Genomic DNA, 14780 nt, shown 5'->3' on the forward strand with positions numbered 1-14780 from the left:
AGAATCCTAGTTTATGAAACTTATGAAAGCGTTTATAAAACTAAAAAAAGCAAGCGGAGAAAATCCGCTTACATATACTGGTTCATGATGTGGATTTTGGATTGATTAACCGCATGCTGGTATACTGGTCTTCCAATCGTTCCGTAGCTGACCTTTACATTCAGTACTCCCGCATCAATTAGGAACTTAAGGTATTTCCGGACCGATACGCGGGAAATTCCCACCATGCTGACCATGTCATCTATCGAAAAATGATCAGCTTCAAGCTCCCGGATAGCTGCCCAAGTAATTTTAAGTGTATCCTTTGTTAACCCTTTCGGAAGGTCCTCCTGAAAATGACGCTCCTCTTTGCGAAGCAGCTGCTCATCCAGGTCTTTCTGGCTAAGAACTTGCTGCTTCCGGATAAAAGAAGCCTTTTCCCGGTATGCCGAAAGCGCTTCGTGAAACCGTTCATATTCAAAAGGCTTAATTAAATAATCCACCGCACCAAGCCTCAGAGCCTTCTGCACGCGGCCCATATCAGAGGCTGCAGATATGACAATGACATCAATTTCCTTCTTCTTTTCCCGAATGTATGCCAAAAGATCGAGCCCGCTTTTTCCCGGCATAAAAATGTCCAGCAGCATCAGGTCTACATCTGTTTTTTCCAATTCTTGTATAGCTTCTCCAACCGAGGTACAGACGGCTGTCAGCTGGAACCCTCCGGATTGGGCCAGATATCGTTTATTAAACTCCGCCACCATCGGATCATCTTCTACAATCATTACCCTGGTCATAAAGTCTCACCTTTATTTTCGTATGGTATGTAAACAGCCACTTTCGTTCCCCTTCCTTCTTTTGATAGAATCTCCATGTCCCCGTCAAGCCTTGCAAGACTCTCACGGACTAAGTACAAACCAATCCCGCGGTCACTGCCTTTCGTAGAAAAGCCTTTTTCAAATATACGGCTTTGAATGTCTTCACTCATTCCTTTCCCTGTATCCTTCACTTCTACTGTCAATATTTCATCACAATAGTCAAAATGAACGCTGACCTTTTTGTGCGCCGAATTTTCAACGGCTGCAAGCGAGTTGTCAATTAAATTTCCTATAATGGTAATCAGCTCGTGTGTGAGGTGTTCCCCTCCTTCAGGAACCGGATAACCGGTTGAGTAGACAAGCTCTGCCCCCTCTTCCCTCGCCTTGCTGACCTTGCCAATTAAAAAGCCGGCCAGTACCGGATCCTTTATCTTTCTTGAAATTGAACCGATTTCGCTCTGATGATGCCCCACGACTCGGCTGATATAGCCAGCCAGTTCATCATAATGCTTCATATGAACCATCCCCAAAATAACATGCAGTTTATTCATAAATTCGTGTGATTGAGCTCTGAGGGCGTCAGCATAAAGCCTCACACCTGTAAGCTGCTCGGCAAGCTGGCTGATTTCCGTTTTATCCCGGAACGTCGCAACCGCCCCGACTGTTTTCCCGTCCAAGATAACCGGCACCCTGTTTGTGAGAAGCGTGATGCCTTTTAATTCCTGCTCTTCATCAAGTTCCGCCTTCCCGGTTTGCAGCACCCGCTTTAAGGTGGAAGAAGGCATATAGTTATTGATGTCCTTGCCTACCGGATTTTGAGCAGTCAGCCCCGCCTTGTGCACGAGCTTTTCGGCCGCTTTATTAACAAGAGTAATTTTAGCGTCCTGATCTACTGCAATGACCCCTTCCCGGACAGATTGAAGAACGGCACTCCTCTCCTGAAGAAGCTTGGCAATAGCAAATGGCTCCAGTCCGAACAGAATTTTTTTGATGTACTTAGCAAGGAAGACCGCTCCTGCAATTCCAGCCAGAATTCCGAGAACCGTTCCGGTAAGTACATTATCCCGGCTCCTTTTCGCCGCATCATTTACCTCTTCAAGAGAGATCCCAACAGCAACAGCTCCGACTTCCTTTCCTTCTGCGTTAAAAATTGGAGTAAAAGACCGGAGCGATCGTCCAAGTGTCCCCTCTGATATGCTGGTATACTCTTTACCTCGTAACACTTCCTCTTCATCCCCGCCGACAAACCGTTTTCCTACCTCTGCAGAATCAGGGTGGGAAAGCCGAGTCCCCTTCATATCCATAATAACGACAAATTGAACACCCGAAGCCTTTCGGACTTTGTTGGCGAAGTTCTGTACTGCTGCCTTATCTCCCCTTCCGTCCAGCGCGTCAATAATCAGCGGAGTTTCTGCCATTATCCTTGCTACATTTCCCGCCTTTTCCTCCTGATTCATCTCAACATTCTCCGTTACCATATTCGTTACAAGCAAATTGGTAACTAAAAGAGACAGAGCAACAACAGCACAGACAAATACCGTAATCGTTGCCTGAAGACTCCATTTTCCTTTTTTCATCGTTTCACCCCGGATGTTTCGCCTCTATAGCTACTTGCATATTATCACTAGTTTCGCATAAAAATCACGAAGTCTTCCACTATCTCTTTCTTCCGGTTCTTGAAAACAAAAGGTTGATCCTTGCAATGATGTTTTGTAATAACATTTAATCCCCGGATACTTTTTAATCCATTATAGATATGACTTAATTCGTTAATAAAGTTTTTTGTAAGTTCAACAAACGTCCACTTTAAATTTCCCCTATAAAAAACGCGAAACCCAGGAGGTTTCGCGTTTTTTTATAGAATAATGTAAATTAATTACATCATGCCGCCCATTCCACCCATGCCGCCCATATCAGGCATTGCAGGAGCGTTTTCTTCTGGCTTGTCTGCAACTACTGCTTCAGTAGTTAAGAACATAGCCGCTACAGATGCAGCGTTTTGAAGAGCTGAACGAGTTACTTTCGTTGGGTCAACGATACCAGCTTCGATCATGTTTACCCATGCACCAGTTGCAGCGTTGAATCCAGTGCCTACTTCAGCATGCTTTAAGCGCTCAACGATAACTGAGCCTTCAAGACCAGCGTTGTGTGCGATTTGACGTACTGGCTCTTCAAGAGCGCGCAATACGATGTTTACGCCTGTTGCGAAATCGCCTTCGCCTTCTACTGATGCTACTTTGTTGTATACATTTACAAGGGCAGTACCACCGCCTGATACGATACCTTCTTCTACTGCAGCGCGAGTAGAGTTAAGGGCATCTTCAATGCGAAGTTTGCGCTCTTTTAATTCTGTTTCAGTTGCAGCACCAACTTTGATAACTGCTACACCGCCAGCTAATTTAGCAAGACGTTCTTGTAATTTTTCTTTATCGAACTCAGAAGTAGTTTCTTCTAATTGAGCACGGATTTGTTTCACGCGGCCAGCAATTTTGTCAGACTCTCCAGCACCTTCAACGATTGTTGTGTTTTCTTTTGTTACAACAACTTTAGAAGCGCGGCCAAGCTGAGTGATGTTCGCTGATTTAAGATCTAAGCCTAAATCTTCAGTGATCACTTCTCCGCCAGTAAGAACTGAGATATCTTCAAGCATTGCTTTGCGGCGGTCGCCGAATCCAGGAGCTTTAACAGCTACTGCATTGAATGTTCCGCGAAGTTTGTTCACTACTAATGTAGCTAATGCTTCACCTTCAACATCTTCAGCAATCAATAATAGAGGCTTGCCTTGTTGAACAACTTGCTCTAATACAGGCAGGATCTCTTGAATGTTCGTGATTTTTTTGTCAGTGATTAAGATGTATGGGTTGTCGAGGACAGCTTCCATTTTATCTGAATCAGTAACCATGTAAGGAGATGCATATCCGCGGTCGAATTGCATACCTTCAACTACTTCAAGCTCAGTTGTGAAGCCTTTAGATTCTTCAATTGTGATAACGCCGTCGTTTCCAACGCGCTCCATTGCTTCAGCAATCAATTGGCCTACTTCATCGTCAGCAGCAGAAATCGCAGCTACTTGAGCAATCGATTCTTTGCTTTCGATTGGTTTAGAGATCGCTTTTAATTCTTCTGTTGCAATGACAACAGCTTTTTCGATTCCTTTGCGGATACCCATTGGGTTAGCTCCAGCTGTTACGTTTTTAAGACCTTCGCGGATCATTGCCTGAGCAAGAACCGTTGCAGTTGTTGTTCCGTCACCGGCAACATCATTTGTTTTGCTTGCAACTTCAGCAACAAGCTTTGCACCCATGTTTTCGAATGCATCTTCAAGTTCGATTTCTTTAGCAATTGTTACACCGTCATTTGTAATAAGCGGTGAACCGAATTTCTTTTCAAGAACCACGTTGCGTCCTTTTGGTCCAAGCGTAACTTTAACTGCATTAGCAAGTGCATCAACCCCGCGCAGCATTGCGCGGCGAGCGTCTTCACTGAATTTAATGTCTTTAGCCATGTTCCATTACCTCCTAAGAATGATGTTCTATGATATTGGAAATTTATAAATTAGCTGATAACTGCTAAAATGTCGCTTTCGCGTAAGATTAAGTATTCAGAACCCTCATACTTCACTTCTGTACCAGAGTATTTTGAGAAGATGATACGATCGCCTTCTGCAACTTCAAGAGCAACACGCTCACCGTTGTCAAGCACACGACCAGTACCTGCTGCCACTACTTTACCTTCTTGCGGTTTTTCTTTCGCACTATCCGGCAGTACGATCCCACTAGCAGTTTTTTCTTCAGATTGTACAAGCTCAATTACGACACGATCACCTAATGGCTTTAACAAGTGAAACAACCTCCTCAAGATTTCATTAATTTAAATTTTCATTTTATTAGCACTCATATGTCTTGAGTGCTAACACAAGTACTATATTATATAATCTCTCATTCAAATTCAAGTAATAAGTTAAAAAAAATTGAAATCCTTTTCCTTATGCCGATTTCACATGTTTACAGCCATTCCGGCATACCCTAAAGGCGTTATCTTCCTACATCCGCTCATATTTATGGTACAATTATGCCTAGCTGAAATTATGCTTTTACGGACATAAACATCCGGCAAGTTAAAGGAGTCGTTCATTTGAAGAAAGAATACTGGCTTATTATTTTGACATATATCGTCATGCAGTTTTCAGGCATTCTTGGCATTCCGCTTCTGCTTAAGCTTGGCGTCGGTGACGACGAATCGATGCGCATGGCGCAGATAACAGCATCGGGCTATTGGACGGTATTCAGTTTTGCAGCAGCTTTTGTGATCGTCCTGCTTCTTCTTCGCAGCCATTATAAAAGCAATGATTTAAGGGGCGATGCCGCCCCCGCCGGTCCATCGATTTTATGGGCTGCAGGCGGAGTGTTCATGGCGCTGTCTGTTCAAGTGATTGCCGCTAATATAGAAATTCAGGTATTTGGCATTGAAGGTGAATCAGAAAATACAAAGGTCATCATGGAAGTCTTGAAGGTAACGCCTTTGCTTATAGTCGTCACTTCCATCATCGGCCCGATCCTGGAAGAAATCATTTTCAGAAAAATTTTATTCGGCGCATTGTATCAGCGCCTGAATTTCTTTTTGTCCGCACTGATCAGTTCAATCGTATTCGCACTTGTTCACGGTGAACCTCAGCATCTTCTTCTTTATGGATCCATGGGGTTTGTGTTTGCTTTTCTATATGTAAAAACGAAACGCCTCATGGTACCTATTTTTGCCCATGTTGCGATGAATACGTTTGTCGTCATTCTGCAATCAAACCGGGAGCAGCTTGAGGAAATGATGAAAAAGGCAGAACAAATGCAATTTATTTTTGGAGGCATGTAAGCATGAGAACTAGCCCAATTTCTATGGGAGTCTTTTACTTGGCAATGGGTATTCTGTTTACCTATCTTGCCATAAACAGTTCAGAAAGCGGGATCTGGACGTTTCCGACAATCCTGCTTATGTTAATCGCTACGTTTGATCTTGGAGTAGCATTTAGAATGTTTAATCTTTCTTATAAAGTGAAAACGAAGAAGAAATAAAAGGCTCTTTTCGTAAATATTGTTGTTATTAGACTAAATGTTAAAAACCCTTAGTGGATTGCAGCGGAAGGAACTTGACTTCTGCGGGATATAGAGCAAATTGGGAGACCCCACAGGCAACGCCGAGGAGGCTCCCATGCTCCCCGCGGAAAGCAAGTTCCTCTCGCTGCAAGGAACGGGCAACATTTGTAATGAAAAACAACAATCTATGCGAAAACAGTCAAATAAAAAGAAGGGTGATCCTATTAACAGGATCACCCTTCTTTATTTGCCTCTTCAAACTGTGTGCGCTGCGCCTTGCGGTAAGCAAATCTGGAGACAACAATGCTTATTTCATAAAGGATAAACAGCGGCACGGAAACCATAAGATGCGACACAAGCTCCGGCGGTGTAATCAGCGCAGCAATGACGAGAAGGGCAAAGTACGCATATTTCCTGATTTTAGAGAGGAACATCGGTGTTACAATGCCTAGCCTCGTTAAGAACATGATGACAACCGGAAGCTGAAACAGCAGTCCAAACGGCACTGTCAGCTGAATTAAAAACTGAAAGTATTCGTTGATGCCAATGACTTGATTAATCTCTAAGTCATTGGAGATTCCCTCCATGAAATCCACGACAAATGGAAAGAGCAAAAAGTACGAGAAACTTATGCCGGCAAGAAACAGTCCAATGGAGATTGGAATATAGCTCAGCGTGACCCGTCTTTCTTTTTCATAGAGACCCGGACTAATGAATGCCCACAGCTGATAAAGAATAATTGGAGATGTAATAATAAAGGCAATAATAAACGCAAATTGCATATAGACCATAAGCGGATCGGTCATTCGGAATGAATTCAGCGTTAAGTTCTGAGCTTCATTTGTATGCTGTAAATAGATGATAATCGGCTTTGCTAATAAAAAGCCGGCGATCACAGAGATGAAAAGGAAAAAAACCGTAATGATCAGCCTTTTCCGCAGCTCGGCAATGTGATCGAAAACCGACATTTCGTTTTGTTTCATGACAGCTTTCATCCTATCTTACTTCTCTTCTTTCTTTTTATCTTCATCATCATCCGCTAAACCCTTCGTTGCATGCTTAAATTCACGCAATGAATTTCCAACCGCTTTTCCAAGCTCAGGCAGTTTCTTTGGCCCGAAGATTAAAAGTGCAGCAAAAACAATCAGCAATAAACTTCCAAAACCGATAGTAGGCATATCATTCACCTCAATTCTTAAGCGTTAGGATAGTGTTTCAAAAAGTACACGAGTGATTGCAGTTCTACTGCAAGATCAATATGATGAATCCGTATTTCTTCAGGTACATTTAACCGTGCCGGAGTAAAATTCAGAATCCCTTTAATTCCTTTTGCAATCAGCCTGTCCGTAATGGGCTGGGCAGCCTGTGCCGGAACCGTTAAAATCGCTACGGTCACATCATCAGGAAGGTGCTCCTCAAGATCATCCAGATTATAAATAGGCACATCACCAATTTCAGTGCCGATCTTTTTCTCATCGACATCAAAGGCAAGTGAGATTAACGTATTATTATTCTTAGTAAAATTATAATGCAAAAAGGCTGTGCCTAAATTACCGACACCTATTAAGGTGACTTTTGTCACTTCGTCCTGATCGAGCGTTTTTCTGAAAAAAGACAGAAGATAATTAACATTATACCCATATCCTTTTTTGCCAAGAGCTCCAAAGTAAGAAAAATCCCTGCGGATCGTTGCAGAATCCACTTTTACCGCATCGCTCAGCTCTGCTGAAGAAACACGCTGCTTTCCTGATGCATGAAGATTTTTTAAAAAACGGTAGTATAAAGGCAAGCGCTTAGCAGTAGCTTGCGGAATTTTCGATTGTTCGATGTTGTTCACATTCTATCCCCCACATTCAAAGCTACAGGTTCGTCTCGTGTATAATCTCCGCTTTTCCCGCCAGTTTTTACAGATAAATAGGCAGGTCCGATGATTAACCCTTTATCAAGTGCTTTACACATGTCGTACACGGTCAGGGCACAGACTGAAACAGAAGTTAGCGCTTCCATTTCCACACCCGTACTTCCTGATGTTTTCACTGAAGCAGCAATCATCAGATGGAAAAGACCGTTCTCTTTTTTCCACTCAAATTCAATATCAATTCCTTTAAGCGGAATCGGGTGGCACATGGGAATGATGTTCCATGTGTTTTTGGCGGCCATGATGCCTGCTACCTGGGCAACAGCCAGCACGTCCCCTTTTTGGAGCTTATTATTTACAATTTGTTCATATACATGTTCTTTCATGACAACGCTTGAAACAGCTACAGCGGTGCGTACAGAATCATGCTTGTCCGATATATCAACCATCTTGGCTCTGCCCTGCTGGTTAAAATGAGTAAAATTTGACATCTTTTAACGCCCCTCATACTAGACTATACACTATTTTTACAAATCTGTCTTTTTACTTATTGTGACAAATGTCTGCTCCCTGAAAGCTACAATCATTGCGGCTCTCTCTTCTATAAGCTACACTTAAACTATCATAGCCTGAGGTGAAAATACATGATTTTGCTACAAATTAACCAGCTGACGAAATATTTTGCAGCTGATCTTATATTATCGAATATCAAACTTGAAGTTCAAACCAGGGATAGAATTGCTCTTGTCGGCCGCAACGGCGCCGGAAAATCAACCCTGCTCAAAATTATTGCAGGTCAGCTTTCTTACGAATCCGGGGAGATCATCAAACCAAAAGGTGTCTCCATCGGGTACCTTGCTCAGGATACGGGACTCGAATCCAGTCTATCGATTTGGGATGAGATGGTTTCTGTGTTTCAGTTTTTAAAGGATATGGAACAATCCATGCGTGATTTAGAGCAAAAAATGGCGAGTACAGATCCCGCACAGCGCGAATTTGACCAATACCTGAAAGAATACGACCGTCTGCAAATTGAGTTTAAAGAAAAAGGCGGCTATCAATATGAAGCGGATATCCGTTCTGTACTTCACGGTCTGGGTTTCGCTGATTTCGATGCCTCTTCGCCTATCCAGCGTCTGAGCGGCGGCCAGAAAACGCGCCTTGCACTTGGCAAGCTGCTGTTGACAAGTCCTGACTTATTAGTGCTGGATGAGCCGACGAATCACCTGGACATTGAAACACTCTCCTGGCTCGAGCAATATCTGCAAAGCTACAGCGGAGCGATTTTAATCGTTTCCCATGACCGCTATTTTCTAGATAAAGTCGTAAATCAGGTCTACGAAATTTCAAGAAACACCAGTTTGAAATATACAGGAAACTACAGCCGCTACTTAGAGCAAAGCGCTGAAAACTATGAGCGTGAATTAAAACTCTACGAAAAACAGCAGGATGAGGTTGCGAAGCTGAAAGATTTTATCCAAAAGAATATGGCCAGGGCGTCTACTACAAAACGCGCTCAAAGCCGCAGAAAAAAACTGGACCGCATGGAACTGATGGACAGGCCTCAAGGCGATGAAAAATCAGCTCACTTCCGTTTTGATATTGAAAAACAAAGCGGAAACGATGTGCTGAAAGCCAAGGATATAGCCGTTTCATATGATGGTGTGCAGCCAATCATCTCAAACGTTTCTTTTTCCATCTCAAGAGGTGACAGCATTGCTCTTGTCGGTCCAAATGGAGTAGGCAAATCTACGCTTCTAAAAACAATCATTGATAAGATGGTCCCATTTAAAGGGGCATTTGAAATAGGTTCAGGAGTGAAGATTGGTTATTACGATCAGGAGCAGGCAAATTTAACTTCAAACAAACGCGTTCTTGATGAATTATGGGATGAATATCCGATGCTTGCTGAAAAAGAAATCCGTACCGTACTCGGCAATTTTTTATTTTCAGGCGACGATGTTTTAAAGAATGTATCAACTTTAAGCGGCGGACAAAAAGCACGACTTGCTCTTGCCAAGCTTATGCTTCAAAAGGCGAATCTGCTCATTCTTGATGAGCCGACAAACCATCTCGATCTTGACAGTAAAGAAGTTCTGGAAAATGCCTTGATAGATTATCCGGGCACAATCCTATTTGTTTCCCACGACCGATATTTCATTAATCGCATTGCGACCAAAGTATATGAACTATCAGCAAACAGCGTCTATGAATATCTGGGCGACTATGATTATTATCAATCTAAAAAGGCAGAACAGCTGGAGCTTGCAGCACTTGACGCAGTCCCTGATCTGAAGCCTAAAGAAAATCAAAACAAGCTGTCCTATGAACAAGATAAAGAAGCAAAAAAACTGGCAAGACAAAAACAAAGAAGATTGCAGGAAGTAGAAGAGCGAATCTCGTTCGTTGAACAGCAGATTGAGAAGAATGAAGAGCTTTTATGTGATCCGGATATTTATCAAAATCATACGAAAGTGCAGGAAATCAACACCGAAAACGATGGTTATCAACAAGAAGTCGAACATTTAATGAATGAATGGGAACAGCTTCAAGAGGATTAACAGTTTATACACATATATTGAAAGAATCAAAAAAACTCAGTGCCGATGACGGCACTGAGTTTTTTAGTTATCCACATAAAAGAATCTTAATTCATAAGGTTTCCACTCTTTTATTCACATTATCCACAAAATAACGCTTTTTTATCCACAATGTCCACAAGTTATCCAATGCTTATTCCACAAGCTTTTCTATAAGCGAAAAGATGTTATTAGACGGTATGTGGATAACATGTTAATACAACATATTAACTAGGCAGTTCCAGTCCAGGATTCGCATTCATTCTCAAATTTCCTCTATGTCCTTTTTCAAAAAGGACGCTTCCTGCAGCTGCAATCATCGCAGCATTGTCTGTACATAGAGATAATGGCGGAATCAGCAGCTCTACATCCTGAAATTCTTTAAACTTCTCTTCTAAAGCTGCCCGTAAACCGCGATTGGCTGCTACACCTCCAGCAAGAAGAACTTGCTTTACCTTATATTTCTCAGCAGCTGATGCTGTCTTTGTGACAAGAACTTCAATCACGCTCGCTTGAAAGCTTGCCGCTAAATCATTGGGATCAATGACTTCACCACGCTGTTCTGCATTGTGAAGAGTATTGATGACAGCTGATTTCAAACCGCTGAAGCTGAAGTTGTAAGAATCCGGTTCAAGCCAGGCTCTCGGTAAATTGATGACAGGAGATCCTTCCGCTGCCATCCGGTCAATATGAGGTCCACCCGGATAAGGCAGATGAAGCGTTCTTGCCACTTTGTCATACGCCTCTCCTGCAGCATCATCAAGCGTTTCTCCGATTACTTCAAATGATCCATGTTCTTTCATATAAACAAGTTCAGTATGTCCCCCTGATACAACAAGCGAAAGCAAAGGAAACTGCAGTTCCGAGATCAGCTGGTTTGCATAGATATGACCTGCAATATGATGAACGCCTATTAATGGCAGCTGGTGGGCAAATGCCAGCGCTTTTGCCGCATTGACTCCAATCAATAGCGCTCCAACAAGGCCCGGGCCTTCCGTAACTGCGATGGCATCTAGGTCTTTAAATGTCATTTCAGCCTGCTGCATCGCTTCTTCAAGCACAAGTGTCAGCTGCTCAACATGATGTCTTGACGCAATCTCAGGTACAACGCCGCCAAAACGTTTATGGCTTTCAATTTGTGAAGCTACAACATTCGAAATGATTTCCCGCCCGTTTTTCACGATCGATACAGCTGTTTCATCACAGCTCGTTTCTATTCCTAATATATATTGATCTTTTCCAGTCATTTTAAATTCACCCACATTACTAACGCATCTTCCCCGTTATCAGTATAATACCGTTTTCTAATTCCGCCAGGCTGAAAACCGAGCTTGGTGTACAAAGATTGCGCAACATGATTTGAGACGCGCACTTCCAGAGAAATTTTCCCTGCTCCATATTCCTTCACCATTCCGATGGCCTGCTTCAGCAGTGTTTCCCCCACCTTGTTCCCTCTATAGCCAGGCAAAACAGCAATGTTCGTTACTTGAGCCTCATCCATTATGATCCACAGTCCGCAGTAGCCGATAATTTTCTGGTCAAATTCTACAACAAGGTATTTGGCAAAATGATTTTGAGTCAATTCATTATGAAAGGATTCCTTCAGCCAAGGTGTTGCAAAGGATTGTGTTTCAATTTCGTAAACATCATTAATGTCATCAACATTCATAAGCCTAATTCTGATTGTATCCTGTTCCTGTTTCAACCTTCTCACCCACTTATTTCTGTTGTTCGAGCCACTTAACTTCCGCCTCTGCTAAGCGGATATAGTTCGGCACGAAGGTATGTATATCCTCAGGCTCTTTCATCAAACCGATTTTTCCAAGCATGGCTGGTCTTGGATTATGTTCGGTCATACTTGCAATCACTGCCTGATCACCAAGCATTTCAATAATTAACTGCAGATGCAGGCTGACATCATTCCCGATAAAAAGAATTTGCTTCTCTTCCTTTTTTAATTCTAAGAGCCAGTCAGACAGCAGGAGATTCTGATCATTTCTTCTTTTCATAAGCTCCCCATCTGCATACTCATACAGTCCGGTATACACCTGACCGCGCCGGGCATCAAAAATCGGACAGATAAAACCATTAAAATAACTTCCGCCAGCTGCAAGCACCTCAAGACTTGAAACACTTGAAAGGGGAATGTTTAACGTCCATGCAAGTGTTTTAGCAATGCTGACACCAATTCTGAGGCCGGTATAGGATCCAGGCCCTCCCGCAACAATGACACGATCCAGTTCACCTGGTTTAACTCCGCATTCCTGCATAAGCCATTCAACAGCAGGCATTGCCCGGACCGAATGATTCTGCTTAATGTTTGTTACATATTCTCCAATCACTTTGCTGTCTTCCACTATGGCCACACCAAGTGTCAAATTGGACGTATCAATCGCGATTGCTTTCATCTATAAGCTCCTTACATAAACCAATATAGTGATCCCCGATAGGTTCAAAGATAATTTCACGTGACTCATCTTCTACACGAAGTATACGAATATCAAGGCGAACTGGAGGAAGCTGATCCTGAATAAGATGCGCCCATTCAACCACAGTGACACCCTCTCCTTCAAAAAACTCATCAAATCCTAAATCCTCATCGCTGTCTTCCATTCTGTATACATCCATGTGGTAAAGAGGGAGCCTCCCATCCCTGTACTCCTTCATAATCGTAAATGTCGGGCTGTTTACGTTTTTTTGGATTCCGATGCCTTTTGCTAAACCCTTCGTAAACGTAGTTTTCCCGGCTCCTAAATCGCCCTCTAATGTAATCACATCTCCAGGATTCACAAGTTCACCAAGCCTGATTGCAAGCTTCGTTGTTTCCTCAGAGCTATTTGTTTTCACTGTATGCTTTGTCATATACTCACCTTACTTAAAATGATTGTATCCAGATTTTTTGAGCTTTGTTTTTTTGCCATTATGCAGGAGCAGCACCTCAGATGAGCCAGCTTCTACATGTCCAATCCTTGTTAGAGAAATGCCTTCTTCGCTGCACTTCATTTGAAGTAGGTCAAATGCTGCGAGAGGTACAGTGCCAACCAGCTCAAAATCTTCCCCGCCATATAAAATCCACTCATCGAGCTGCTCAGAATGTAAAGAACGCAGTGAATCACTGAGTGGAACAAGGTCTTTTTCTATGACCATTTTAACACAGCTTGCTTCGCATATTTCATTTAGTTCACTTGCGAGACCATCACTGATATCATTCAATGAAATGCGCTCAGCGGAAGACATAAGCTGTCCTGCTTTAACCTGCGGCACTGGACGCTTATGGCGATTCACAAGAAATTCAGAATCGTTTTCTCCATGAACTGAGACGTTTCCAAGCAGAATATGAAGCCCTGCAGCTGAGTCGCCAATTGTGCCTGTTACAAATATCGCATCACCAGGACGGGCATCCTTTCTCAAACGCTGTTTCCCTTTCTGAACTTCTCCTATGACCGTAACCGTAATTACAAGCTTATCTGAGGTTGAAACCGTATCTCCGCCGATCAGATCCATGCGGTATATAGCAGCGATCTCATCCATCCCTGCGTAGAGCTCCACTAATTCCTCTTCAGACCAGGTTTTAGGCACAGCAATAGTGACAAGATAGTACTTTGGAATACCGCCCATAGCTGCAACGTCACTAATATTGACAGCCACAGCTTTATAGCCGATATCCTTTGGAGAAGAAGCTCCTTTGAGAAAATGAACGCCTTCAGTCATGGTGTCCGCGCATACAATTTCTAAATGATCAGCTTTAGCTTGATAGAGCGCAGCATCATCTCCTATGCCTTCTATTAATTCCGGCTGGCGATTTTTACTTTGCCTGATTTTATCTATAAAATGAAATTCATCTTCAATGGTCATGTGCTGCACCGCCTTTTCTGTCATAAAAGTCAGATGCAGCCTCAGACAGTCTGCTACCTGAAAAATCCATATGGAAAGATTTATAAAAAAACCTTAGAACCATGCAGTTCTAAGGATTGATCCCTTTTATCAAGTGTATCGCATCTATCTAGTTTGTCCAAGTTTCTTTAACAGTCTACCCTAAAAAATGCATAAAAAAAACGAAACACGTAGTTTCGTTGTCGTTTATGTAATAATGGCGGTCCCGACCGGGATCGAACCGGCGATCTCCTGCGTGACAGGCAGGCATGTTAACCGCTACACCACGGGACCATTTGGTTGCGGGGACAGGATTTGAACCTGCGACCTTCGGGTTATGAGCCCGACGAGCTACCAGACTGCTCCACCCCGCGATAGTAATAAATATCTTTGAGCTTTTATGCTCATTGATTGCGTAGACCGTCCTGATTTCAGAAAGCTTAGCCAAGGTGCGGCTCAATCAGTACGCTGAAGCTGATTCGAAGAAGTTGATTCGATAGTGCTCCACCCCGCGATAGTAATATACATCTTTGAGCTTTTATACTCATTGATAAAATATATAATTGATACTGCCTGGCAACGTCCT

16 protein-coding genes and 2 tRNA genes are annotated in these 14780 nt (G+C 42.8%); 3 read left to right on the forward strand and 15 right to left on the reverse strand.

Going from position 1 to position 14780, the window contains the following annotated elements; all coding sequences use genetic code 11:
• Positions 1-68 precede the first annotated feature (68 nt).
• From ABEQ24_RS10520 to groES, 4 genes are all read right to left on the reverse strand, one after another.
• Positions 69-776, reverse strand: coding sequence for a response regulator (locus ABEQ24_RS10520; protein WP_430006756.1), 708 nt, complete (start codon positions 774-776; stop codon positions 69-71).
• Positions 773-2374, reverse strand: coding sequence for a DcuS/MalK family sensor histidine kinase (gene dcuS / locus ABEQ24_RS10525; RefSeq protein WP_430006757.1), 1602 nt, complete (start codon positions 2372-2374; stop codon positions 773-775). The genes ABEQ24_RS10520 and dcuS overlap by 4 nt, the downstream gene beginning before the upstream one ends.
• 299 nt (positions 2375-2673) lie before the next feature.
• A complete protein-coding gene (groL, locus tag ABEQ24_RS10530) occupies positions 2674-4302 on the reverse strand; it encodes a chaperonin GroEL (protein WP_309194664.1) in 1629 nt (542 codons plus the stop codon).
• Between the two features lie 50 nt (positions 4303-4352).
• Positions 4353-4637, reverse strand: a complete 285-nt coding sequence (gene groES, locus ABEQ24_RS10535; RefSeq protein ID WP_430006758.1) for a co-chaperone GroES — start codon at positions 4635-4637, stop codon at positions 4353-4355.
• A gap of 294 nt (positions 4638-4931) precedes the next feature.
• Between groES and ABEQ24_RS10540 the strand changes: the two genes are divergently transcribed.
• Together ABEQ24_RS10540 and ABEQ24_RS10545 are read left to right on the forward strand one after the other, a co-directional pair.
• On the forward strand, positions 4932-5663 hold the full coding sequence (locus tag ABEQ24_RS10540; protein WP_430006759.1) for a CPBP family intramembrane glutamic endopeptidase: 732 nt from the start codon (positions 4932-4934) through the stop codon (positions 5661-5663).
• A 2-nt stretch (positions 5664-5665) separates the two neighbouring features.
• Entirely contained in the window at positions 5666-5863 is a 198-nt protein-coding gene (locus ABEQ24_RS10545; RefSeq protein ID WP_430006760.1) for a YdiK family protein, read from the forward strand.
• A 254-nt stretch (positions 5864-6117) separates the two neighbouring features.
• On the opposite strand, the gene tatC is transcribed toward ABEQ24_RS10545, so the two are convergent.
• Genes tatC through moaC form a run of 4 tightly spaced genes read right to left on the reverse strand, consistent with a single transcriptional unit; the run spans position 6118 to position 8233 of the window.
• Positions 6118-6867, reverse strand: a complete 750-nt coding sequence (gene tatC / locus ABEQ24_RS10550; protein ID WP_430006761.1) for a twin-arginine translocase subunit TatC — start codon at positions 6865-6867, stop codon at positions 6118-6120.
• A gap of 18 nt (positions 6868-6885) precedes the next feature.
• Complete coding sequence (locus tag ABEQ24_RS10555; protein ID WP_070875292.1) at positions 6886-7062, reverse strand: twin-arginine translocase TatA/TatE family subunit; 177 nt, start codon at positions 7060-7062, stop codon at positions 6886-6888.
• A 17-nt stretch (positions 7063-7079) separates the two neighbouring features.
• Positions 7080-7721, reverse strand: a complete 642-nt coding sequence (locus tag ABEQ24_RS10560) for a redox-sensing transcriptional repressor Rex (protein ID WP_070875293.1) — start codon at positions 7719-7721, stop codon at positions 7080-7082.
• Positions 7718-8233, reverse strand: coding sequence for a cyclic pyranopterin monophosphate synthase MoaC (gene moaC, locus ABEQ24_RS10565; RefSeq protein WP_430006762.1), 516 nt, complete (start codon positions 8231-8233; stop codon positions 7718-7720). Before moaC ends, ABEQ24_RS10560 begins: the two co-directional genes overlap by 4 nt.
• Before the next feature lie 153 nt (positions 8234-8386).
• Between moaC and ABEQ24_RS10570 the strand changes: the two genes are divergently transcribed.
• Positions 8387-10303: an ABC-F family ATP-binding cassette domain-containing protein gene (locus tag ABEQ24_RS10570; protein ID WP_430006763.1), complete on the forward strand. Its 1917-nt coding sequence runs from the start codon at positions 8387-8389 to the stop codon at positions 10301-10303.
• Between the two features lie 245 nt (positions 10304-10548).
• Here the strand turns inward: ABEQ24_RS10570 and tsaD are convergent, their stop codons facing one another.
• The 7 genes from tsaD to ABEQ24_RS10605 form a co-directional block, all read right to left on the reverse strand.
• Complete coding sequence (gene tsaD / locus ABEQ24_RS10575) at positions 10549-11568, reverse strand: tRNA (adenosine(37)-N6)-threonylcarbamoyltransferase complex transferase subunit TsaD (protein ID WP_430006764.1); 1020 nt, start codon at positions 11566-11568, stop codon at positions 10549-10551.
• Positions 11565-12026 (reverse strand): ribosomal protein S18-alanine N-acetyltransferase, encoded by a 462-nt coding sequence (rimI, locus tag ABEQ24_RS10580; RefSeq protein WP_430006765.1) that lies wholly within the window; start codon positions 12024-12026, stop codon positions 11565-11567. Before rimI ends, tsaD begins: the two co-directional genes overlap by 4 nt.
• Before the next feature lie 13 nt (positions 12027-12039).
• On the reverse strand, positions 12040-12729 hold the full coding sequence (tsaB, locus tag ABEQ24_RS10585) for a tRNA (adenosine(37)-N6)-threonylcarbamoyltransferase complex dimerization subunit type 1 TsaB (protein WP_430006766.1): 690 nt from the start codon (positions 12727-12729) through the stop codon (positions 12040-12042).
• A complete protein-coding gene (tsaE, locus tag ABEQ24_RS10590; protein WP_430006767.1) occupies positions 12710-13183 on the reverse strand; it encodes a tRNA (adenosine(37)-N6)-threonylcarbamoyltransferase complex ATPase subunit type 1 TsaE in 474 nt (157 codons plus the stop codon). Before tsaE ends, tsaB begins: the two co-directional genes overlap by 20 nt.
• Positions 13184-13192: 9 nt before the next feature.
• A complete protein-coding gene (gene thiL / locus ABEQ24_RS10595) occupies positions 13193-14176 on the reverse strand; it encodes a thiamine-phosphate kinase (protein ID WP_430006768.1) in 984 nt (327 codons plus the stop codon).
• 236 nt (positions 14177-14412) lie between these two features.
• A tRNA-Asp gene (locus ABEQ24_RS10600) sits at positions 14413-14488 on the reverse strand.
• A 3-nt stretch (positions 14489-14491) separates the two neighbouring features.
• Positions 14492-14568: transfer RNA gene (locus ABEQ24_RS10605), tRNA-Met, on the reverse strand.
• Positions 14569-14780 lie beyond the last annotated feature (212 nt).

The organism is Metabacillus idriensis, from assembly GCF_050483325.1.
Lineage (GTDB): Bacteria > Bacillota > Bacilli > Bacillales > Bacillaceae > Bacillus_P > Bacillus_P idriensis_A.